Here is a 22,363-nt window from a genome sequence, read left to right as displayed (position 1 = left end):
CGCTTATGCTATTAATTATGTAACTAAAACAGCAGCTAGCTCATGTGCCACCGTCTGCTATTGATATTTACTGAGTTGTGACCTAGATGCTGAAATATATCACTGCTGCTTTGCTCACCTTAGCCCTGTTTACCCCTTTTGCGATTGCAGATACCCATCGCGATCTAACGTTCTCTGGGTTTGCTAGGGTAGTAGGTGGTCAGCTCTCCACAAGCGAAGCATCTTATGCAAATTACGATAGCTCGTGGAGCTTTTCTGAAGACTCACTTTTCGCACTGCAAGCCGATTATGCTATTAATAACCAGTTTTCAATTTCTGCGCAGGGAATACTCCACACTGGACCAGATAGAGATTCAGGATTAGATTGGCTTTATATTACTTATCAACCTTCATCATCGTGGCAGTTCAACGCTGGGCGACTTCGGATACCTGTACTTAAATATTCTGATGTTATCGATGTGGGGTTTTCTTACCCTTGGCTAAATGCACCCGAGCAAGTTTACAGCCGACGGCTTTTCTATTCGGGTTACGAAGGCGTGAACGTAAGACACAAAACACAATTTAAAAACGTTGGATTTGATATTGAGGGTTATTGGGGAAATTTCGATGGCGAACTTTTCTCCGGCCAAGAAGGGTTTGATGTTGATATCAATGATATTTACGGTGCGGTACTTTCTCTGACTTATGATGGCTTTAGCTTTCGTTCTTCTTTTATGAGAGTGACAGAAGTTGTAGATAATAGCGTGCTAATCGACCAATTAGTTGGGGGGCTTACTTCGGCTGGCTTTGATGAACTCGCAGCAAAATTTAGATTGGACGACGGCGTATCCGTTTACGTATTTGGCGCAGGCTATACATCGTTAGATTGGTTTATTAGCGCAGAATCTATGTCGGTAGATTCTGATCTCGATGTATTATCTGGTATCGACAGCTACTACCTTACTATAGGGCATTATTATAACTCGCTGCTATTCCACGCAACGATAGCAACATCACGACAAGACGAGAACAGTATTGAAAATACCATCCCATTAGGTGTCAGTCCGCTATTAGACCTATTATCAACATCGGTTGATTCTATTAACGCTTTATTTCCCACTGATGACTTAGATTCTTTAACCTTTGGTGTTCGTTGGGATCACAGTACCAATCTTGCATTCAAAGCAGAGGTTTCGTTTTTGAAGGGTAAAGAGGGCAAAACATCGTTGTTTTATGTCCCTCCAGAGAATGCTGATTTTGATAGGCGGGCAAGTCTTTATCAGGTGGGATTAGAATGGGTATTTTAATGCGATATTTACCCTTATTCATGTGCCTATCTTGTTTAGCGTTTCCGCAGTTAGTGCACGCTCGTGAACGTGTTTGGGTGGTCGCTAATTTAGGAGAGCCATCGCTTCAGTTGAGTAAAAGCGAAATACGTAATGTGTTTATGGGAGGCGCTACGAATGGGCTTTCACCAGTAGAATTCGAGCCAGGCTCCTATATTCGAAAAGTCTTTAATACTCGGGTTATTGGATTACCTGAAGCACGTATTCAATCTTTCTGGGCGCAAATGCGATTCAGTGGGCGTAGTATTCCGCCTTCGAATGTTAGTAATATTGAAGAAATGGTCACTTTTCTCATAGAGCATAAATTAAGTGTTGGCTATTTACCCGAGGGAACCGTTATTCCCAAGGGACTAACCGTGGTGTATGTATCAATTTAATTTACTAGGTGTAACAAAGCTCGTTCTTCTTGCGAAAACAAAGCGTCAAGAGGGATTGGTTTACTGTATAAAAAACCTTGCAATATGTTGCAACCATTCTCGGTTAAAAAAGCGGATTGCTCATGGGTTTCGATACCCTCAGCACACACATTTAAATTAAGGTTTTTTGCCATTTCGATAATAGTGATAGTGATAAGCTCAGATCGTTTAGAAATGCCAATTTGACTGACAAATTGACGGTCTATTTTAAGTGTGTCGATGTTAAACTCTGTAATGTAACTTAATGATGAATAACCGGTTCCAAAGTCGTCTAAAGATATCTTACACCCTTCTTTTTTGAGTTCGGCTAAAAAGGCGTTTGCGATAGAGAAATTATTCATATAGGCCGATTCGGTGATTTCAAATTCCACGTTATTCTTGGGGATCCCACCAGATCGTAAACCCTCTAAGATAAATTCAGTCACATAAACGTTTTTTAGATCGTAAGCAGAAAGGTTGATTGAAACCCTAATATCTTCGCCATAGTGTTCTGTAATATGGGGTATTTCTATACAAGCTTGGACTATCACCCAAAGCGTGATTTCAGAAATTCTGTCGCTTTGCTCAGCGATGGGTATAAACTCTGCTGGTGAAACATTTCCAAGCTCATTATCAAACCAGCGCAACAAGGCCTCAAAACCTACTACGTTACCTTGGCCGTTGACTTTAGCTTGATAAACCAAATGGAATTCATTGTTCTCGATAGCTTTAGGAAGGTGAGTAGCCACCTGAATTTTGCGCCTAGTTGCCTCCTGCATCGATTCGGTAAACCAAACGTAACGACCTTTTCCCTCGTTTTTCGCTTTGTACATAGCCACATCAGCGTTTGTCACTAACGTGGACGCGGCGTAATCACTGTCGGTAGCGAGGGCAATACCTATGCTAACGCTAGGATCCACTCGCCAACCATCAATATGATGCAACTTGGTTATTTTACTGATGAGCCGCTTCGCTATTGCTTCTAATTGTGAATTCGTAGGGTTACCCACTAGAATAATAAGAAATTCATCGCCGCCGAGACGACCCACTATGTCGCCATCACGCATGGCATCAGAAATTTCAGAGGAAATGCCGCAAAGTAGTTTGTCACCAGCGTCGTGACCATAAGAGTCATTAACTTGCTTAAACCCATCCAAATCGAGAAACATAAGCGCGACTTGCGATTTTTCTCTTTTAGCTCGAGCCAATTCAATTGATAAGCTCTTCATTAAATATTGCCTGTTGGGTAACCCTGTTAACGTATCGAAGTTGGCAAGCTTCTCCATTTGAGATTGCTGCCTTTCAAGTAACAGTGTTTTACGCTTATTAATATCTATTTGATTCTTTATGTGTAGCATCATGCTATTAAAACCGCGTCCAAGTGAAGCAATTTCATATTTGCCTTCTTCCGACACTTTTACGTCGTAGTTTGCTTCTTTTTCCACTTTTTTCATTTTCGCAATTAATGATGTCAGTGGTGTGAGCAAACGTCTTTGTAAGCGCACCGTAGTAATGACTGTGATGAGAAGCAAAATGATGACGACCGGCGTGACGAGCCCAATAAATTTCCATCGGTTTTCGGCAAGCGGATGTTGAATGTCGTAGGATAGAACGAGCTTTCCTATGGGAAGATCCACTTCACCTATCGTTTTAATAACAAAGATGTTGTTATTGATGGTGTGAAAGCCATTATCTAAATGAAGGTAGTCAACTTCGTTAATGATTGGGACCGGTGCTGACTCATTATCGATAATTGGGTTACCCACATAATGATTGACCAATTCATCGTATTCATTGTAAATACGAGCAAACTCAACGTATTCGTATTTGTCTAACCTTAGCAGCACTTGGGTTTGGTCAAAGCTTCCTGCGCTGTAATTAATGACGGGTAATAAATCGACCGCCATATTTTCAGCCAGTGCATCAAACTGGTAGGCAACAAAATCTTGATACAAGGTTTCGTAAACACGAATAGACAAAGCCATTATCAATACACTGATAATCGCAACAGAAGCTATAGATGTAAGTGCAATGTCAGAACGAAGACTTTTCAATTAAGAAACCCAAGTTAATTAAAAATGCCTAATGTCGTTTGATGCCTAGGGCGTGTTGAACTCTGCAACAATGTGCAGAGGTCAACACGCCCGAGTTATTCTTTATTAGTAAACGACAATGTGAAGGCATATAACGATTAGTATAATACTGGTTAATTGGTTTCGCTGGCGAAACGATTGTTAACCGCAGTGTTGGCACTAATGCGATAGTTAATAATAGGTTGTTTTGCGCACAATTATGTCGTTTTCTCAAATTATTTCAATTAGACACAAGAGTAGTTTTCCATATAAGGTTTCTAGCAGATTTATCGGTAGCGTAGAGCAATGAGTGCTGCAATATGAAAGATAAAATCACCGATACGCTTTTTCTACCTTCGTTGCATATTAACTTAACGGTCGAGGTTAAAAATTAACCTAGCGAGTAAGGTCAAACAGTGGTAGTATGCGCCCGCATTTTGTAGGTACTATTTTAATTTGATAATTGTTTCTGCTTTTATGATTACTATTGCAAGTCCCTCTCGCGTTTCACATTACGAACTTTACCGTTTTACACCTGCTTCAGACTGATAACCCTTCAGCGCAGACCGGTTACGTTGCGTAACCTAATTTTTATTTCCAGGAGTTATCCATGTCTTTTTCTCAGTTGGGCCTAGCTGCCCCGCTACTACAAGCTATTGAAAAACAGGGCTATACAACGCCTTCGCCAATTCAGCAGCAAGCTATTCCCATTATTCTTGAAGGCAAAGACATACTGGCAGCAGCGCAAACAGGTACAGGTAAAACCGCGGGCTTTTCTTTGCCTTTGCTCCACCGTTTATTAGATGGCAGACCCGCGGCATCAAATTGTGTTCGCGCACTTATTTTAACGCCAACCCGTGAACTTGCGGCGCAGGTGGAAGAAAACGTAAAATCGTTTAGCGAATTTTTGCCACTTAAAACTGCAGTGGTTTTCGGTGGTGTGGGTATTAACCCGCAAATGAAAGCCTTACGATCAGGTGTTGATGTGCTTATCGCCACCCCAGGTCGCTTGCTTGATCTATACCAACAAAACGCAGTTAAGTTCAGCCAACTCGAAACCTTGGTGTTAGATGAAGCCGATAGAATGCTAGACATGGGCTTCATCCATGACATAAAGCGTATTCTTAAATTGTTGCCAGCTAAGCGTCAAACCTTATTGTTCTCTGCGACTTTCTCGTCTGAAATAACCACGTTAGCGCAAACGATTACTAACAATCCTGAGAAAGTGTCTACGGCACCTGCTAATACTACCGTTGAAACGGTTCAGCAGCATTTAGTGCCTATCGACAAGTCTAAAAAAACAGCGGCCTTAATTAGCCTAATTAAGCAAAATGGTTGGAAGCAGGTGCTAGTGTTTAGCAGAACTAAACATGGCGCTAACCGTATTGCAGACAAACTGAGCAGAGCGCGTATTCCTAGTGCAGCAATACACGGTAATAAAAGCCAAGGTGCGCGTACTAAGGCGCTGTCTGAGTTTAAAAGTGGCGAAATTGATGTACTAGTAGCGACTGATATCGCAGCCCGTGGTATCGATATTAACGAGCTTCCTATCGTTATTAATATCGACTTGCCAAACACGCCCGCTGACTACGTTCACCGTATTGGTAGAACGGGCAGAGCAGGAGCGAGCGGTCAAGCTTGGTCTTTTGTTAGTGTTGATGAACTAGACCAACTTAAAGATATTGAAACCCTTATTCAACAACTGCTTCCTCGTCAAGTTATTGAAGGCTTTGAGCCTCAAGCTAAAGTACCTGAAACCACATTGTCAGCGCCTAAGAAACCAAACAAGCCTAAGCGCCCACGTCAATCTCAAGGTGGTAACGGCAATAGCCAAGGCGACAGACCCGCGCGTCGCTCTGGTAGCCGAAACGGACCTCGTGGTCAGGGTAGACCGGGTGGTTCTGGCAAACCGGGAGGCTCAGGTCGCTCTAACGCTGGTAAACCTAGCTCGCGCAGAGCACCAACCAGTAAAGCATAGTGACTTTGTAGCAGCAGGTAACATTACCTGCTGCTAGTTAGCGGTACACAAACGGTTCAAATAAATCGTTTGTCTTTACTACGAAGTGCGAGTAACAACCCGCCAAACGCGAGCACGTTTATTAGCGTAATAGCGATAAGCACACCAGTAAAACTCTCTGGAAACAAGCTCACCATTTCAGTATTGTCATTGTATAAATTAAGTTGCTGCATTGCGCCTTGGGTGGCAAATTCTGTTGCATCACCTTTGTTTGTGGCTGCGGGTGGATTGAATACCCGCACCATAACGGAAGCGGGTATGTCCGCTTTTTCATTCGTCCACTTTTCCAGCTCTCTGGCTGCACCATCCTGAATATGCGCAAACCCTTCAGTTCCCCATCTACCTAACGTAAGGTAACTGAGCAGAACTTTTATATTATTGTCTAGCGGCGCAATAATTCCCGCCAGCATGATTTGCGGCATAAGGGCAATAGGTACAAAAGTCATGACCTTTTCAGTGGTGGTAAATACTGCGGATAGAAAGAGGCCAAATAAGGTGGCTGAAACCGACAATAACAGCATAAACAGCGCTGTTGCGCTAACACTCCAAAGTTGTACTTCACTAGCATCCCAATTCACGTTGCGATACGCAAGATGAGTTATAGCGATAAATATAGTCACTTGAATACAAGCGATAAATGACAGTACCGTTAGCTTAGACGCAATATAATTGAAGATATTTAGGTTATACATGCGCTCCCGTTCGTAGATGGGGAGCTCAGAGACTATTTCTTTAGCTGCATTACTTACCCCAAACCAAACCGCAGATACTGCCATCATAAACATCACGCTCACTTGAAGTTTACTAAATATAAAAACGAGTAGCCCACCAATAATGAGTGGTTGCGCGAGTAACAAAAGCAAATTTGCGTGGTCATTGAGCTTAATATTGAAATAACGAACTGAGAGCCAAAAAAACTGGCCCATGAGAGCAGTGTTTGATTTCTTCGCGAGTACTTCTTGCTTTACTTCGAGGGCAGACGCAGGATTTTGGCGAACCCAATGTTGATACCACTGTTGGCCTTCTTCTGGGTTTTTCATCATGGAATACACTTCAATAATATTGTCTTTTTCGAAGTGGTTTAGAAGCTGCTTCTTATCACCATAATACGTTTGATAACCTCCTTTTGATAGAAAGATAACTTGATCAACATAGTCTAAATCGGAGGGTTTATGGGTGACCATGATAACGGTTTGCCCCTTGCTCACTAACCGTCTAATACAGGATAGGAAATCTTCAATCGTCTCTGGATCTAAAGGAGAGGTGGGCTCATCCAAAAATAATATTTTAGGGTCATTGAGCAGTTCTACCGCAATAGATACCCGTTTTCTCTGCCCCCCCGATAAATCACTGACCTTACTTTTTCTTATGGCATCGCTATCTAAGTTTAGACTTGCCAATACCATGCTTATTTTATCTTTGATTTCCCGTTTTGTTACATCGTCGGAAATGCGCAATTTGGCGGCGTAAAACAGGGTTCTTTGGACGCTTAATTCCCCGTGAACAATATCGTCTTGCGGCACATAGCCAATATATTTTTTGAGCGTGTTGTAATTACTATTATTTAGCTTTAACCCCTGTACAGTAATAGCCCCAGAGGTTACAGGGTTGGCACCGTTTAAGCCCTTCAATAAGGTTGATTTTCCACAGCCAGAGGGGCCCATCAAGGCAATAAATTGCTTACTCGGAATTTTTAAGCTCATGGTATTTAGGCCAACGAAGCCACGGGCATACACTTTTTCTATGTTATCTGCCACGATAGCGTATTCAAGTTCAACTCTACCGCTTTCAATAGCAAAGGTAGTGGTTCCAATGGTAATTTCATCAGTAGTGGAGATACTCACTGAGCCACTAATTTTTTCACCATTTACGAACGTACCGTTGGTGGTATCAAGGTCTTTTAATGTTATCTGGCCATCACTGAACGTGAGTAAAGCGTGCTTTCGTGATGCCTGAAGGGAGTCGATAACGTAATTGCAGTCGAAAGAGCGACCAATGAGTACTTGCCCACGGGTTAATAGTAATTGATGAAGTTCGTTATTTTCAGAGCCACTATGAGTGATGGGCCCAAGGTGAGGCTGGGACGTTGTTGGTGAAACCTGTGGTGCTGAAGAATTAGCGTGTGAGGTTGAAGAGGCTAAAGTTGAAGAGCATAGCTCGACATGGATGCTGCCATTCGCTAATAAAATCGTACTAGGAAGCTGAACTTCATAAGGTTGACCGCCTACTAGTGTTAAGTCGCCGATGATGCTGCCGTTGGAACTATTATTATCGGTAACACAAACGCGCCCATCGAGGTAGCGAATAACTAAATGCTGACGGGAGAGTAGTTCGGCATTAACGCTGGCGAAGCAAGTGTCGGAACGACCTATATCGTAGTCCCCATTTTGAGATAAGATAAATTCTGATTCTATGCCTCTAAAAGACACTATTTTAACGCTGACTGCTTGTGATCCTGCCATTTTATTCTCTTTTTAAAATATAGTGGCGCTCTCAGTAATACGATTAACTGACTTTAAATATGTAGCTAAAGTCAGCAATACGAAGGAGCTGTCCGTGCTTAATAGGTGCTGGTAAAAAGGCTTTAAGTCGTTCTCCGTCCATCATGGTACCGTGGGTTGAGTTTAAATCTTCAACCGTAAAGTAGTCGCTATGAGACTTAATTCTTAGGTGACGTCTGGAAATTCGCTCATCTCGAAGTTGCAAGTGCACAAGTTCTAGTGACCTACCAATAACAAACCCTTCACCTTTCGATGCAGTATAAGAACAAATATTGAGTTTTTGGTTACCCTCAAGGGATTGTAAGTAATAAGGCGAAGCCTGCTGATGCGGAGCACTTCCACTATTGTTGGTATTTCCCTTTTGCTGTTTAGATGGCCTGGGAACAAGATAGTCCGGCGTCGCATTTGGGGATGCTCCTGAGGTACCCATTGACGTATTTATTTGCGTATTTTCAGCTGAATAACCTTTGGGGCTTTCGCTTCTGCTATACGCCGGCTTTAATTTAAAAAGCGCTAGCAAAGCAATACAAAGACCTACGCTCCCTAGAATCAAAATTATAACGAGCTGGTTGTTATCGGCTTCGTTATTAGACGTATGGACTCTGTCATTTGTTTCCAAAGGTTCCTCTGCTTTTGGTGGGGGCGTTGTTGGCTGAGGAACAGGTTGTGACTCTTGCTCTGGCTCTGGCGAAGACTCGGATTCGGGAGTGGGTACTGGCTGTGGCTCTGGAACTTCTTGAGGCGGGCTCCATGCTCCCGTCACACCAACTGCATCCATCGCTTGATGTACCGCTACCCACTCTTTTGAGCCTTTACCGTGCAAAGCTTCGGCGGCTAAAGCATACGCAAAGCGAGCATCTTCAAAGTTAGCATTTTGAACAAGTAATTTTGAAGCCGCTTGCGCAACAATGTGTACTGCTGGGTATAATCCTATGCCGGTTACGGTACTCGTACTGGAATGGCGTGGGTGCTGGCCCCCGTTAGCCATTAAAAAGAATGCCATATTCATTATGGAGGAGTTTATATGAACACCGCCTTGGTCTTTCTTTATCGGCCAATTCAGAAAGTCATTCATATGGTCTGGGTAGGCACCCTCTCCAAAACTCAGCGAACTAGGATCGGCTAAGTCCCTTTCTGGCCCCGAAGGCATTCGTAATAACCAATACTCCCTGGGAATCTTAGTTGAATTTGTCTGCTTGTTAGCATGCTCTAACCAAATGCGAAAGGCGATACCGATTGAGTCGGCTATAGATTCATTCAGCGCGCCTGATTGAAAAGAGTATTCCAGATTACTGCCATTTGAAACAATGCCGTGTGCCAATTCATGCATGGTAATTTCAATGTATTTAAGCCCCTCTTTCGGCACATATAGTGACTGTTTTCTCGACATCCACATGGCATTGAATACATCGCCATAACACTGAATAGTAGGCATGCCCTTTAAAAAGTGAACGTTGATAAACATATTTAAGCGCAAGCCATTCCCATCAATACTATCCATACCGAGCACGGTATCCATAAATTCATAGGCATTACCTAGTAATGTAAATGCGGTTTCTACAGAATCATCATTACTAGGCGCGCTGCCTTCTGTTCGCGCATGGGTTTTCATTGCTCGCGCTTCAACTCTATCGGTTAGCGGTGGGATAAGCGGAAATTTAACTTTGAATTCTTCACAAGCTGCGGAAAAGTTGTTGATTTGGCGGTGCATGGCAGTGTGAAATAAAGGCTCCCGGTCCAATTCTCTACCTGTGGTAGCGTCGACAAATACACGTTGAGAAAGAGCGTAACCAAACGTGGTGGTAAACTCTCCTTCAAATTCATAAGCCAAAATATGCTGGCCCTGCGGCGAAGGCCAATATACTAGCCTCGATGCTACATCAGCCCCATTTGCAATGCTTAGTGTTGATAACGCTTGTTCAATATTGAGTGTGGGGGTCGCTGGTTCTGCGGATTTAATATTCCTATGTGTGCCTAATATATATATAGGTTGATGTCGCGCATTTAAAACCAAACGAGATGCTGAATTAACTACCGGAACATTTTGATATGTTTGGTTTACTGCAACTATTTTAAAGGAATGTAGTTGCTGCTCTGAAGTGGTGTGAAGTGCGCTCTCTTTACTTAAATTAAATCGCTGTGATAAGACAGTTTTTACCCACTCTTGTCTTTCTGCTTGCGTACTAAGCGGTGATTGCTCTTCCAGTGATTGAGGCGCGCGGTTAATGCCAATTTTCTCCGCGCCTACCGCAGGTTCTATCTGATATAAGTAGATAAATGCCAAACATATACTAATAGTTTTGGTTCCTATGTACCTTGGTTGACGTTCACTTTGTTTCATCTACAAGGCCTTCAGAAATATGTAGGCTAATTTCTTCAACAATTAAGGCATTAGTGCTGTCTAGGAATAGCATTACCTGTTCACCGGTTGCTTTTTCAACTTCAGCGCGCCATACAAGTAAGTAGTTGTCTCCTTTTTTGAAAATGATGAGCTGCGCTTGCTGAAGCATTCTTAATGACGATTTAACCTCGTCTTGCGCTAACGTAAATGCTTCGTCAGCTGACAGTGCCGGAGAGGTGTCTATATTAATATCGTTAAGCGTTTTGCTATCTATGCTAGCTATCTTGTTTTCACGAACAAGGGTAATTGTTTCGGCGCCATAAACAGGTAAACCTTTATAGAACTGTTGGAGTTTAATAACTTGGCTATCACCTATTTCACGCCCGCGGGTGGCTACTTTTAGTTCATCGTCTTCACCTAAGCCGCCTTCTTCTCGAAGGGTTTCCTCCGTTTTCTTGATAGCATCATCAATACTTGATACAGGAATATCTGGAGTGCTTCTTCGGGTTTGGATATTTCCTGAGTCAGCAGAAGATGTGTCGGTTCCTACGACTTCTTTTGAGGATTTTCCAGCGGACTCCAACGGTAAGTTATCCTGTTGCTTAGTCGGACTATTTGAGTCTGGGCGGGGTGTTGGAATAGGTTGTTTAGATTCTGTGGACGGGTTAGCGTCGGAACTGTTAGCTTTACTCGTCTTTTGATGTGGTAGTGACGCACTGTCGATGCTGTTAGGTCGACTCAGAAAGTAATATCCTAATGCAATTAGGATGATGAGAACCCCCAGCCCTAACAGTAATTTGTACTGACTATGTGAAGATTGCTCTGCCGTGCTTTTTAGCGTGCTGCTTTCTAAGTCACTGTGAATTTGTGTTGAATCAATATTCTCTTCTATTGAAACTTCAATGCGATTTGATTCACTCTCAGTGGATCCAGCTTTATGTAATTCTGTTACCGGCGATTTAATGCCATATTGTGCCTGGGGCGTTTGCCCTGAACCTGTAGTTTCTTCAGAGCACAGTTTTACTAAAATAGCGGTGGTATTGTCATGTTGACTTTTATTGGCTAATTGCTGCTGTATTAGGGTTTCTAAATCCTTGTCGCTCTCAATATTTTCAAGTGCTTCGCCTAATGCTTGTCGAGTGAATAACTCCCAAAAACCATCAGAGCAAACCAAAAACACGTTACCGCTTTTCTCGTAACTTTCAATAAGGGGGGAAGGGGGCTCACTACCGCCTAAACTAGAATAAATTTTGTTTTGGTCTGGATGCGATGCAATTTCATCATCTGAAATATCGCCTTTTAATGCATGAAGTTGAGCGAGAGATTGATCTACGGTTCGTTTAACGAAGCTTTCGTTTTTAAACTGAAACGTTCGACAGTCGCCCACATGCATCGACATGAAGATACTTTGTGCTAGGTTGACATAGAGCATGCAGACGAGAGATTGAGCTTGTGCGAATTCTGGAATTTGTGAATCTACAATTGCACTATGTGTGAAAAATGCCAATTCGGTAAGAAAATTTTCGGGCTCTTCAATACTTTCATTTTCATTCCACTTTAGTGTGCAGATGTCGACCACTTTTTTTGCTGCAAACGCCCCCCCTTTATGGCCGCCCATGCCGTCTGCAACCACACATAGAAACTCGCCGTATTGCGGTTTTGTTAATACCGCATGAGCATCTTGATTCTCGTCGCGATGGCCAATATGACTAGCAGAAAAAACGCGAAACTTGTTGTACATATTTCTCTTCCTTAAGAAAAGCCGCTATTGAAAAGTCACCGCCGAAATTGGCAACTCAGTAGATTCACTACAGGCTTTATCTTTTTAAAAGGAAGCAAGAGAAGGCTTGATAACTGGGTAAATCGCCTTTGTTTCGCTAAAGAGAAAAGGCGGAAAGACAAAAAAGAGGGAGCTGAAAGTATCATATTTGTACCTGTCCTTGGTGCCGTTGAAATCGCAATTCATTATTTTTGTAAGTGCGTAGAACAACGAAAAGGCCAAATACTTTTCACTAGCGCTTTGTAGTATTGATCGTTTTTCATACAAATGCTACCGATCAAAAAATAAACATATTGTGCTCGTTTAAAAGATTGATTCGTTATTTTCTTTGGTGTATATCTTTTATTGTTGTTTAAATTTTGATCAGCTGGTGTTTTTTTAGTGACTCAAAAGATGTTGACAACTGCGCCATTAATTAGAAAGAAAGTTGCACACTAAGGGTAGTATAAAGTGCAACACACAATGCAAATATACAGGTAAGTATTTACCACTGCAGAGGGAAGAATGAGCAGTCAGGTGCACAAGCTCGCGTTACCAGCTGGTACGCAACTTCAACAGTATCAAATAGAGTCAGTCCTTGGGGTTGGTGGGTTTGGTATTGTCTATCAAGCGCGCCACACGCATCTTGATTCCTTGGTGGCCATTAAAGAATTTATGCCGCAGCACTGTGCTACTCGTGATGGTCAGACCGTTTATCCATTAAGCCAGTCAGACGAACTAGAATTTGAAACCGGTATCCAAAAATTTCTCGATGAAGCAAAGCAGCTCGTCCAGTTTGATGACCACCCCAATATTATTCGCTGCAAAGACTTCTTCAAATACAATGGAACGGCGTATCTAGTAATGAATTTAGAGCGAGGAAAAGAACTCGCTCAGATCCTTAAAGCTCACACAGCACAGGAATGTCCACTCACTGAAGCGCAAATAATAAAACTAATGATACCTGTGCTAGAAGGCTTGCAGTATATACACGACCAAGGTGTATTACATAGAGATATTAAGCCCGCTAATATCTTTGTTCGCTCAAGTGACGAGCGCCCATTGTTGATTGACTTTGGAGCTGCAAAACAAAACTTTGGCCACACGCAGAAGTCTGAAAATCAAATGCAAACTTATGGTTATGCTCCGCTAGAGCAGGTAGGTTCAGAGGGCGAACTTGGCCCTTGGACAGATATTCACGCAGTTGGCGCGATGATGTGGCGAATTGTTCTTAATGCCAACCCTCCTCGGGTTGAAGACCGTACCGCCAGAGTATTGCAAGGACAAGCGGATCCTGCCCTAACCCGACTGGATGAAGTTAAAGGGCAGTTTTCTGAAAATTTTATTAATACAATTAAAAAAGCGCTATCAATTCGCATTAGTGAACGTTTTCAAACTGCAAATGAACTTATAGCTGCGTTACAAGGTGTACCCGTAACACCACAGGTTGGGCTAGACGAACAACAAACTACTCGGTTAGATTCATCGGCCTCAGCATCTCAGTTTCCACCAAGCTATCCATCGCATGTTGCTCATCCACAGGCTACCCATTCCAATCCTGGTTCACTCAAGTCACATAGCGCCTCGGGGCCAAATACGACAGGGGTTTCTGCGCCTCAACCTATATCTGTTAGCGGTAACACGGGGTACAGCGCGGGCTCTATTCCCAATAATGCTGGGGCGAACGCGAATCAACATCAACCGACAACTCCACAAACTAAAAACAACTTCAAAATGTGGGTAGGCGCGCTTTGTGCGGCGGTTGTCGTTCTGCTAGGCGGCTTTTATGGCTTGCAGTCGACCAAAAGTAGCACTGCTTCCAGTCAGATTTTAGTAAACGAAGAAATCGATATTATTTACTCTCTGGTCACTAAAGCGGAGATGGATAACGACAGCAATACTATTGAAAACCGCATGCTATGTGCAATGGAAGAAATCGATGATATGGATGATGCTGGGACGAGAAATATGGAGCTACTTCGTTCTGGCATTGAAAACCGAACGCTAAATATTGAAAAGAATTTAGCGAAAGCCAGAGAGCGAGCCTTCGATTTAGTATCTCGTCATCAATCAAGCTCAAAACATATCAATAATGTCTTCGATGAAGTCATAAAGTCGAGTAAACAAAAAGGGAAGTACGATAAAGCAGAATACCTAGCCTCATTAAAGTTACTTGTTCAAGAAGCTTCTAAATTAAATGAAAAGAGCGAAGTCGTTGAGTTATTAGAAAAACGAATAACCGTTACTCCTAAAGCTTGCAGTTAAAGCCAACCTAGAATTACGAACTTGAAAGACGTCTGTCAATTTAATAGGGATTTAAAAATGAATACGTTAAACAAAGTAGTGCCAGCGACCATTGCATGTTTACTCATGACAGGGTGTGCAAATACAGCAGAAAGCTTGATGGGGGCTTTAACACCAGAGAGTAATCAAAGTAACAGTAGCGAAGGCGGCATGGACTTCAGCTCGTTTGACGTAAGTTCGCCCGTTGAAGAGTTGGGTAAGAAGGATATTAGTACTTCACGAACGGTGGGCCAAATCATCGGTGCGATTGTGGGCGGCTATGCGTGTTATAAGAAATTTGGCGGAAATAAATTGCTTATGGCTGGTTGTGCTGGCATTGGCGGTATTGCCGGAGATCAGTTAGGGAAATATATAGGTGAAGCGATTGCAGTTAGACGTATGAATTATGCCAGTAACTATGAGTTTCTAGAGTCAGAAATTGAAGCGTCTGAAAATGCGATTCAAACCCGAGAAGAAGAGTTAGCAAAAACTAAGCAAAACATTTCAACGATGGAAGAAAGAATTGATTTACTTAAAAGCAAAGCATCACTCACTGAAGCAGAAATTGCTGAGGCGACAGCATTGCTTGCGGAAGGGGAAGCTTTACGGGCTGAGAATCAACTACTCGAAGACCGCTATACCGATACGCTTTCATATTTGAACAGTGCACTTGAAGACAGTGAAGAAGAAATTGCGTCACTAACCGAAGATAAAGCCAAGACACAAGAGGCCCATGAGGAGTTACTTGCCAAGCGAGATCAACTTTCCATGCAACTGGCTGCCATCCAAACTCAATCTTCACAATTGGATGAGCAAAATACTGCACTTAACAGCTTAATTGCAGGTTAAGGAGCCACGATATGAACAAGTTATATAAATTAGGTGTAGTGCTACTTAGCATAGTCGTAGTGGGTTGTGCGGTTTCGGCAGATCCCAGAGAACAAAGTACTAGTGATCGCATCTGGGCGAGTGTAAGTGGCTTAGATGAAAAAACTATTGCGAGTATGCAAGAGAAGCTCGATGGGCTAAATAGCCGAGTGAAGGGAATCGATGAAGAAATTGATTACTATATGAGCCAGCTTTACTTGGTCAAAAAAGAGCTGTCTAGCTACGAACTTACCGAGCAACAACTCACCGATTTAAAGTTGGAAATTGAGGAAGTTGAAAAGCAAACCTTAGCATTGAATCAGAAGAATAAAGACAGTGCACTACTCATTAAGCAAAAGAATGCACAACTGCAGGAGAAAGAGGGGAGTAAGGATGAACTGGTTGAAGACCTAAAGCAGTTAGATTCGCAAGTTGGTAGTGTTGAAAGTCAAGTAGGCATTGTTTCTACCGGTATCAAAGACATTGTTGCCATGCGAACCCGATATTCATTGGAAGAGTGATATGGCGTTTGCAACTTACACGGTAGGTAGGTCGAGCCAAGCTGATATCTGTATTGCAGACCCGAGTATTTCTCGCATTCACATGGAAATAACTGTCACCAATGACGGGCGCTACTTTTGCGCAGATCGTAGGTCGACTCACGGCACTTTTTGTAAAAAGAATGGAGAGTGGAGCCCACTTAAGCAAGGCTACATAGACGGAGCCGATTCCCTCGTGTTGGGAACGAAAAAAATTAAGCTCAGTAGCATTATAAATTCGCCCGCAGTGGCTGGCTTTTTAAAGCAAAAAGAAGTGAATGAAGATGTTGAGCCTATGTCATTTAAGCCTATTCGCAACACTGCTACGGGTGAAATTGAATCGTCCTCGTAAATAGCTAACATGAAACATGGATTGGTAAACGTTATGAATTTATTGGAATCAGACGAGCAGAAATATCGGGTTATTGTGGCTTTAGTCGCCATATTTATCACCATATTTGTGGTTGGCGTATTTGCATTAATACTTCCTGTCAGCGAAGCCAAAACCGGTCAAATAAATGTGGGCGACGTATTGTTCGATCGCAGCAGTGGTATGTTTCCCGCTACCTTGCAAAACCTAATGTGGCTCATGTTCTTTATCGGGCTAGGCGAAATGTGGGTTAGGCACAATCGTTCAGCCAAAGAGTTAGAGCAGCTTAAGCTTTATATTTTGCCTGAAGAAGATGACGTTATGCTGAGGGCGAAAGATCTAGTACCTATTTATACCGGTATATGCGAGCGAAAAGTTGCTCAGCATTTCTTTGTACAAAGGCTCACCAAACGGGTGATCCTTCAATTCCAAGGCAGCAATTCAGCGGACCAAGCCAACTCTTTAATGAATTCCAGCCTTGAGTTAATGCAGCATGAAATAGAGCTCAAATTTAATATGTTGCGATACCTTGTATGGTTAATACCTACGCTTGGGTTTATCGGTACGGTGGTGGGAATTGCATTAGCGTTATCGTCGGCGGCAGACATGCCCGATGTATCAGACACAGACGCGATTCGTGAATGGTTAGGGTTGTTAACCACAGATTTAGGCTTAGCGTTTAACACCACGTTAGTGGCCTTGATTATGTCTGCCGTTTTGGTTTTCTTACTACATATTGTGCAGGCTAGGGAAGAAATGGCACTTAATAGTGCGGGTCAATATTGTATGGACAATTTAATTAATAGACTTTACGAAAACAAATAGAGGTGCACCATGGCGATTAAACGAGGCCCAGATGGCGTTCCAGTTGATATGCCGTCAGTCATAGCTCATGAAGGCAGAGCTCCTAAAGGTATAGCTCCAACCGAACCTGAAACTCGGGCAAGTGGTATGGGTAGCAATACCGCTAATGATGGGCCAACGGTTACCACACCTTCTCCCACCAATACTATGCCCTCAAGTACTAGGCCTTCAAGGCCTGCAACGTCTGGTTTAATATTTGATGAACCTTCAACAACTCCAGCCAACCGTCAGCATACGACAACACCTGCTGAGACCGTTGATATTCGCGAAAACTCTAGTATATCTAATCACGATGACATTGATGCACTACCCACTGTGGTAGGGGGAAACAGAAGACCTAGTGCGCCGCCAGTCAGTACGACTGAAACCGCCGTGCAGTCACCACATTCTATGCCTGATCCTATGCAAGACCCCATCTCTGGTTGGCTAGTGGTGGTAAAAGGGCCGGGTAAAGGGCACTTTTTAAAATTGGGCTTTGGCCAAAATAGTATTGGGCGAAGTGCATCTGAAAGAGTCAGTGTTGATTTTGGTGATGGGCAAGTATCAAGGGCTAATCATGCCACCATTTCTTACGATCCTCGAGGTAACCAGTTCTATATTCAGCCGGGCTCAGGTACCAATATGACCTATTTAGATAACCAGCCTGCGCCCGTACTGCAGCCCATGATATTACCTGCTTTTAGTCATATTTCTATTGGTGAAACCACACTGAGGTTTGTGCCTTTGTGTGGCGAAAACTTCACTTGGGAAAGTATGGAAGAGGATTAATCATGTATTCGGTTCAGGTGGCGTGGTCTCAAATAATTGGTGCTCGAAAAAGCCAACAAGACAGTGCCTCAGTAGTAACTTGGCCTAACGGTTTCCGGTTGTTGCTGTTAGCTGATGGGATGGGGGGGCATGTTGGGGGAGATATCGCCAGTAGCTTGGTTATCGATACATTCAAACAGCAATTTATTGAAAGCGATGAACAGGATATTAAGCAGCGTTTAATTAACGCGTTAGATGCGGCCAACCTTGCTATTTATCATCAGGTAAAAGAAAACCCTGAGTTATCAGGTATGGGAACCACGTTAATTGCGGCAGTTTTTGATGGCTTACATCTACAGTGGTTAAGTGTAGGAGACAGCCCAATGTGGTTACTGCGTAACAAAACGTTGGTGCGACTTAACGAAAACCATTCTATGTCGGAAGTGTTGGCCAGAAAAGTAGAGCTGGGCGAAATATCAAGCGAGGAAGCAAGGACATCACCGGTTCGTTCTCAATTACTCGAAGCCGTAATGGGCGAAAATATTGAACGGGTTGATGCGCCGGACCATTCCAGAGAACTCATGCCACATGATTTGCTTATTTTGGCTAGCGACGGGGTGGAAAGTTGTAGTGATGAAACAATTATTGGGGTATGCCAACAGTCTTCAAATGATAGTGCCGAACTAGTAATGGCACTGTTAAACGCGGTTAAAGCACAAGAACGACCTAAGCAAGATAACGCGACGCTTGTTGTCATGCAGGTAAAAGAACCTGTGGTAAATGAGCCCGCTACAGTGCAGCCGGAAGCGGGTGAAACATTAGAAGAGCCATCTACCCATTAACTAACAGATAATTTGAGGAATACACTTGTGTATAGAGTAGGGATGTTTATTACACTTTGGGTACTATTTACTTTGCCATCCTATGCTTCTACTACGGTCGCTATAGAGGTGCTTGATAATGGAAAAATTGAGCAAACAGGCATTGCTACGCTGGTTGCAAACGAAACCATTATTATCAACCAAAAACTGCTAGCGCAGGGCAATCAGTTTGTCGTCACTGACCCTATCAGCAAGGCAAAGTTGATTGCTGACTTATCAGCAAAAGACGAAAACTTAGACTTAGCCATTCTGCATGTTAACGGGTTAACAGGTACCCCTGCGGTGGTGGCGAAAGAGAATACTGTCATTGGTAGCAAAATCTATTTGGTGAAGCTAAATGGCCTCTCTACGGCCGGCACTCTTCACTCCATACTTCCTATAGATAAAAGCCACCCTGAACAGCGGTGGCAGCATACGGCATTATTTACAGAAGGAGAGTTTGGTGCACCGCTAGTGAACAATTGCCAAGAGCTACTAGGCGTTAGTGTTAGCGATACCAAAGGGGTATTCGACAAGCGACTTAAACTGTCTTCCTCATTTTCAGCCGCAACCAGCTTAACTAACCTAAAAGCGTTTCTTACTAAGCAAAATATAGATTTCACAGAATCAGAAAATAGTTGTTTGTCTGAAGCTGACCAACTGGCTGCGTTAGAAGAAGAAAAGAAAAAGCAGCAAGCAACACTTGAGAAGCAAGAAGCCGAACGAAAGGCAGTGGAAGAAGAGCTTGAAAAGTTAAAGAAAGAAGCGGAAGCAAAGAAAAAAGCGCTAGAAGAAGCTAAAGCTGATACGACACGACAAGATGCGGAACGTCAAAAGGCCGAAGAAGCATTGGAAGAAGCTAGACAACAAACCATTGAACAACAGAAAAAGCTCGAAGATGCTGAAAAAGCCATTAAAGAACAAGAAGAAAAAGTAAAAGAAACCGAAGCGAAGAGTAAACAAAAAGAGCAGGAATTCGAAGAAGAAAAGAAAAGTGAACAACAGAAACTTATTTACTATGCAATTCCAATCATTCTGGTACTGATTGTGGTGCTTATTGTATTAAGCCGCCGCAGAAAAAAACTGCTTGAAGTAGAACAGGAGGCCTCGGAAAACAAGCAGCAACTTTCGGCAGAGAAAGCCAAAGTGGCCTCTGCGCAAGAAGCGCTCAGCATGGCGTCAGCAACCTTCGACGATATTATTCTCGATGGCAAAGATGAAGCGGGTGGTGAGCATCGTATTAAAGTTATTGGGTCTACTTTAGCCAGAACCGAAGGCGGCATATTGATAGGTCGTTCGGCACAAAAAGCAAACTACGTTATTAATGTGCCGGGTGTTTCACGAGAGCATTTAAACGTTACTTTGATAGACAATAAGGTCATGATTGACGATTTAGGCAGTGTAAATGGGACCGCAATAAATGATAAAGACTTAGCGCCAAACACGAAGGCCGAACTAGAAAATGGCGATACCCTTCGAATAGGAACGGTGACTTTTTCTGTCCATTTTTTACCGTCTTAGGTGAAAGAACAGGTGAAACCAAATGAAAGTGCGCAGCAGGGAAGTAAACGTATTTAGTATGTCGGCATTAGACTTATTTGCGTCTGCCATGGGCGCTTTTATGTTTTTGGCCATCATCGCACTGCCGTTTTTTCCTAACACGGGAGATTCAGCTGAGCGAGTGGCTGACATTAAAAGCGAGCTTAAAAAAGCGGAAGCGCAAATTGCCGAAGAACAAAAACAGAAAGCGGAGATAGCAAAGCAAAGGGATGATGTTCAAAAGAAACTAGACGAAGAGCAAAGCACATCCAAGATATCGTTTCCTACCATGGATATGGTTATTGCGCTTGATACAACCGCTAGCATGGATAAACAAGTTAAGGGGCTGAGGGCTGAAATTGTTGATATTGCCAACTTGCTGATGAAGTTATCCCCTGATGCGGCACTTGGCGTCATTGATTTTAAAGACAGATGTGAGCCAAGAGGGGCAATAAAAAGTCACGATATCATTAAGCTAAATACGAGTTCAGTTAATCAGTTACAGCGCTTCGTGAATACCATGAGTGCTGGCAGTCATAACTGTAACCAAGATGGCGAAGAAGCGATAAATCTTGCAATGAACAAAGCATTAGCATTGAAGTGGCGCGCTTCTTCAAAATCTAAAACTATTATTTTTATTAGCGATAATGGTGCATACGCCAGCGTATCCTCCCAGGTGCTAGGGCAGGCGAGTCGGTTTAATCAAAGTGGTGAGAAAAGCCAAGTTTCAACGGTTTTCGTGCCAACTCAAAATGCCCTCGGACGTGCCTATTTAAAACAATTAGCAGAGACAGGGGGCGGCAAGTTTGTCACCGGTGGCGGCTCTTTTGTAGGGACCGTGCTGTTGGCGCTAGCAGAATGATTACCTTTAATGTGTTGGCAAACGATTTTTAGCGCTCCATTAATGTCGAGGCTTTATGAAATTACGTAACAGGGAAGTCAACGTATTTAGTATGTCTGCACTTGATCTGTTTGCCTCGGCAATGGGGGCATTCATGTTTTTAGCCATTATTGCACTGCCTTTTTTCCCCAATACTGGGTCTTCACCTGAGTCTATAAGCGAGATTAAAAAAGAACTCGATGCCGCAAAAGAAAAAACAGCACAGACCGAAAAAGCGTTAGAGTCTACTCAGAAAAGTTTAGATGAGGCGAACAAAGAGCTTGCCGAGGGTATTAATAAATACCCCATCGAACTGGTTATCACCATTGATATTAGTGGTTCAATGGCGGTGCCTTTACAGCGCTTGAAAGACGCGATTAAGCGGCTCACCATTGAAGTGCCCAAAGTTACCCGTGAATTTAAGATTGGTGTGGTGGCCTATGGTGGAGATGGAAAATTTATTACTGTACCAAGTGTTGTTATCACGAAAGCATCAAGAGAGGGTTTTATTCAGCGGATAGACGCCCTTGAGCTCTTGCCTGGAGAGACCGATGTGCCAGAAGCGGTATCGAATGCCATGGCGATGTTCACACCACCAAATAATAAAGTACGAAAAGCTTACGTACTTATCGGTGATGTGGGGCCTTATGAAATGATTGGCTCACGAAGTTTTGATATTTACGCCATATCTGAGGCTCAGGCAAACAGGTTAATTAATGCAGGAAGAGGCGTTCAGGTGAGTAAAAACTATGAAACTGAAATCTTAAATAGCATAGGCAGTTTTATATCGAGCAATAAATTACGTAGTGTAATGGCTATGTACACAGGTAACGCAACCCGCCGTGGGGATGCGTCGTATAACGTTATCGCACTCACCAAACCGCATAGCATCCCGTTCTTCAAGGCTGTGGCAAATAAAGGTGGCGAAGACAATGGGCATTATTCAGAAGAGCCTTCAGAAATGCTATCAATGCTGCTTATTGCAGTATTAGCCGCGTCTTAAT

Annotated in this window: 17 protein-coding genes; 13 read left to right on the top strand and 4 right to left on the bottom strand. The window is 43.0% G+C overall.

All coding sequences use genetic code 11. The features are described 5' to 3' along the window. Nucleotides 1–86 precede the first annotated feature (86 nt). Both JKP82_RS15900 and JKP82_RS15895 read left to right on the top strand, forming a co-directional pair. The gene (locus JKP82_RS15900; protein ID WP_218397793.1) at nt 87–1,286 is read left to right on the top strand and encodes a hypothetical protein; all 1,200 of its coding nucleotides are present in this window, start codon (nt 87–89) and stop codon (nt 1,284–1,286) included. Next, entirely contained in the window at nt 1,274–1,702 is a 429-nt protein-coding gene (locus tag JKP82_RS15895; RefSeq protein ID WP_246604313.1) for a hypothetical protein, read from the top strand. Before JKP82_RS15900 ends, JKP82_RS15895 begins: the two co-directional genes overlap by 13 nt. Here JKP82_RS15895 and JKP82_RS15890 read toward each other — a convergent pair. Further along, complete coding sequence (locus tag JKP82_RS15890; RefSeq protein ID WP_246604312.1) at nt 1,699–3,774, bottom strand: EAL domain-containing protein; 2,076 nt, start codon at nt 3,772–3,774, stop codon at nt 1,699–1,701. The genes JKP82_RS15895 and JKP82_RS15890 overlap by 4 nt on opposite strands. A 628-nt stretch (nt 3,775–4,402) precedes the next feature. On the opposite strand from JKP82_RS15890, the gene JKP82_RS15885 reads away from it, so the two are divergent. Further along, a complete protein-coding gene (locus tag JKP82_RS15885; RefSeq protein WP_218397791.1) occupies nt 4,403–5,770 on the top strand; it encodes a DEAD/DEAH box helicase in 1,368 nt (455 codons plus the stop codon). 56 nt (nt 5,771–5,826) lie between these two features. Here the strand turns inward: JKP82_RS15885 and JKP82_RS15880 are convergent, their stop codons facing one another. The 3 genes from JKP82_RS15880 to JKP82_RS15870 are packed head-to-tail and all read right to left on the bottom strand — an operon-like array spanning nt 5,827 to nt 12,392. After that, nucleotides 5,827–8,271 (bottom strand): ATP-binding cassette domain-containing protein, encoded by a 2,445-nt coding sequence (locus JKP82_RS15880; protein ID WP_218397790.1) that lies wholly within the window; start codon nt 8,269–8,271, stop codon nt 5,827–5,829. Nucleotides 8,272–8,314: 43 nt separating this feature from the next. Then, entirely contained in the window at nt 8,315–10,651 is a 2,337-nt protein-coding gene (locus JKP82_RS15875) for a M4 family metallopeptidase (RefSeq protein ID WP_218397789.1), read from the bottom strand. Then, nucleotides 10,638–12,392, bottom strand: a complete 1,755-nt coding sequence (locus JKP82_RS15870) for a PP2C family protein-serine/threonine phosphatase (RefSeq protein WP_218397787.1) — start codon at nt 12,390–12,392, stop codon at nt 10,638–10,640. The genes JKP82_RS15875 and JKP82_RS15870 overlap by 14 nt, the downstream gene beginning before the upstream one ends. 543 nt (nt 12,393–12,935) lie before the next feature. Here JKP82_RS15870 and JKP82_RS15865 point away from each other — a divergent pair. The 10 genes from JKP82_RS15865 to JKP82_RS15820 are packed head-to-tail and all read left to right on the top strand — an operon-like array spanning nt 12,936 to nt 22,362. Continuing rightward, on the top strand, nt 12,936–14,675 hold the full coding sequence (locus JKP82_RS15865) for a serine/threonine protein kinase (RefSeq protein WP_218397786.1): 1,740 nt from the start codon (nt 12,936–12,938) through the stop codon (nt 14,673–14,675). A gap of 57 nt (nt 14,676–14,732) precedes the next feature. Then, nucleotides 14,733–15,542, top strand: coding sequence for a hypothetical protein (locus tag JKP82_RS15860; protein WP_218397785.1), 810 nt, complete (start codon nt 14,733–14,735; stop codon nt 15,540–15,542). An 11-nt stretch (nt 15,543–15,553) separates the two neighbouring features. Then, nucleotides 15,554–16,081 carry a hypothetical protein gene (locus JKP82_RS15855; protein ID WP_218397783.1) on the top strand — a complete coding sequence of 176 codons (528 nt, stop codon included), beginning with the start codon at nt 15,554–15,556 and terminating at the stop codon, nt 16,079–16,081. Between the two features lies 1 nt (nt 16,082). Continuing rightward, complete coding sequence (locus tag JKP82_RS15850; RefSeq protein WP_159533157.1) at nt 16,083–16,451, top strand: FHA domain-containing protein; 369 nt, start codon at nt 16,083–16,085, stop codon at nt 16,449–16,451. A gap of 33 nt (nt 16,452–16,484) precedes the next feature. After that, complete coding sequence (locus JKP82_RS15845; RefSeq protein WP_126872601.1) at nt 16,485–17,294, top strand: MotA/TolQ/ExbB proton channel family protein; 810 nt, start codon at nt 16,485–16,487, stop codon at nt 17,292–17,294. 9 nt (nt 17,295–17,303) lie between these two features. Further along, nucleotides 17,304–18,101, top strand: coding sequence for an FHA domain-containing protein (locus JKP82_RS15840; protein ID WP_201299279.1), 798 nt, complete (start codon nt 17,304–17,306; stop codon nt 18,099–18,101). A 2-nt stretch (nt 18,102–18,103) separates the two neighbouring features. Then, nucleotides 18,104–18,922 carry a PP2C family protein-serine/threonine phosphatase gene (locus tag JKP82_RS15835; RefSeq protein ID WP_218397782.1) on the top strand — a complete coding sequence of 273 codons (819 nt, stop codon included), beginning with the start codon at nt 18,104–18,106 and terminating at the stop codon, nt 18,920–18,922. Between the two features lie 42 nt (nt 18,923–18,964). Next, the gene (locus JKP82_RS15830; protein ID WP_159533153.1) at nt 18,965–20,461 is read left to right on the top strand and encodes an FHA domain-containing protein; all 1,497 of its coding nucleotides are present in this window, start codon (nt 18,965–18,967) and stop codon (nt 20,459–20,461) included. Between the two features lie 22 nt (nt 20,462–20,483). Further along, nucleotides 20,484–21,341 (top strand): vWA domain-containing protein, encoded by an 858-nt coding sequence (locus JKP82_RS15825; protein WP_159533151.1) that lies wholly within the window; start codon nt 20,484–20,486, stop codon nt 21,339–21,341. Nucleotides 21,342–21,396: 55 nt separating this feature from the next. Then, the gene (locus tag JKP82_RS15820) at nt 21,397–22,362 is read left to right on the top strand and encodes a vWA domain-containing protein (protein WP_218397781.1); all 966 of its coding nucleotides are present in this window, start codon (nt 21,397–21,399) and stop codon (nt 22,360–22,362) included. Nucleotide 22,363: the final 1 nt, after the last annotated feature.

Origin of the sequence: Alteromonas lipotrueae (genome assembly GCF_019249215.1) — a bacterium.
In the GTDB taxonomy this organism is placed as follows: domain Bacteria; phylum Pseudomonadota; class Gammaproteobacteria; order Enterobacterales; family Alteromonadaceae; genus Alteromonas; species Alteromonas lipotrueae.
The sequence above is the reverse complement of the archived record's forward strand: the minus strand, read 5'-3'. Positions and strand labels throughout refer to the sequence as shown.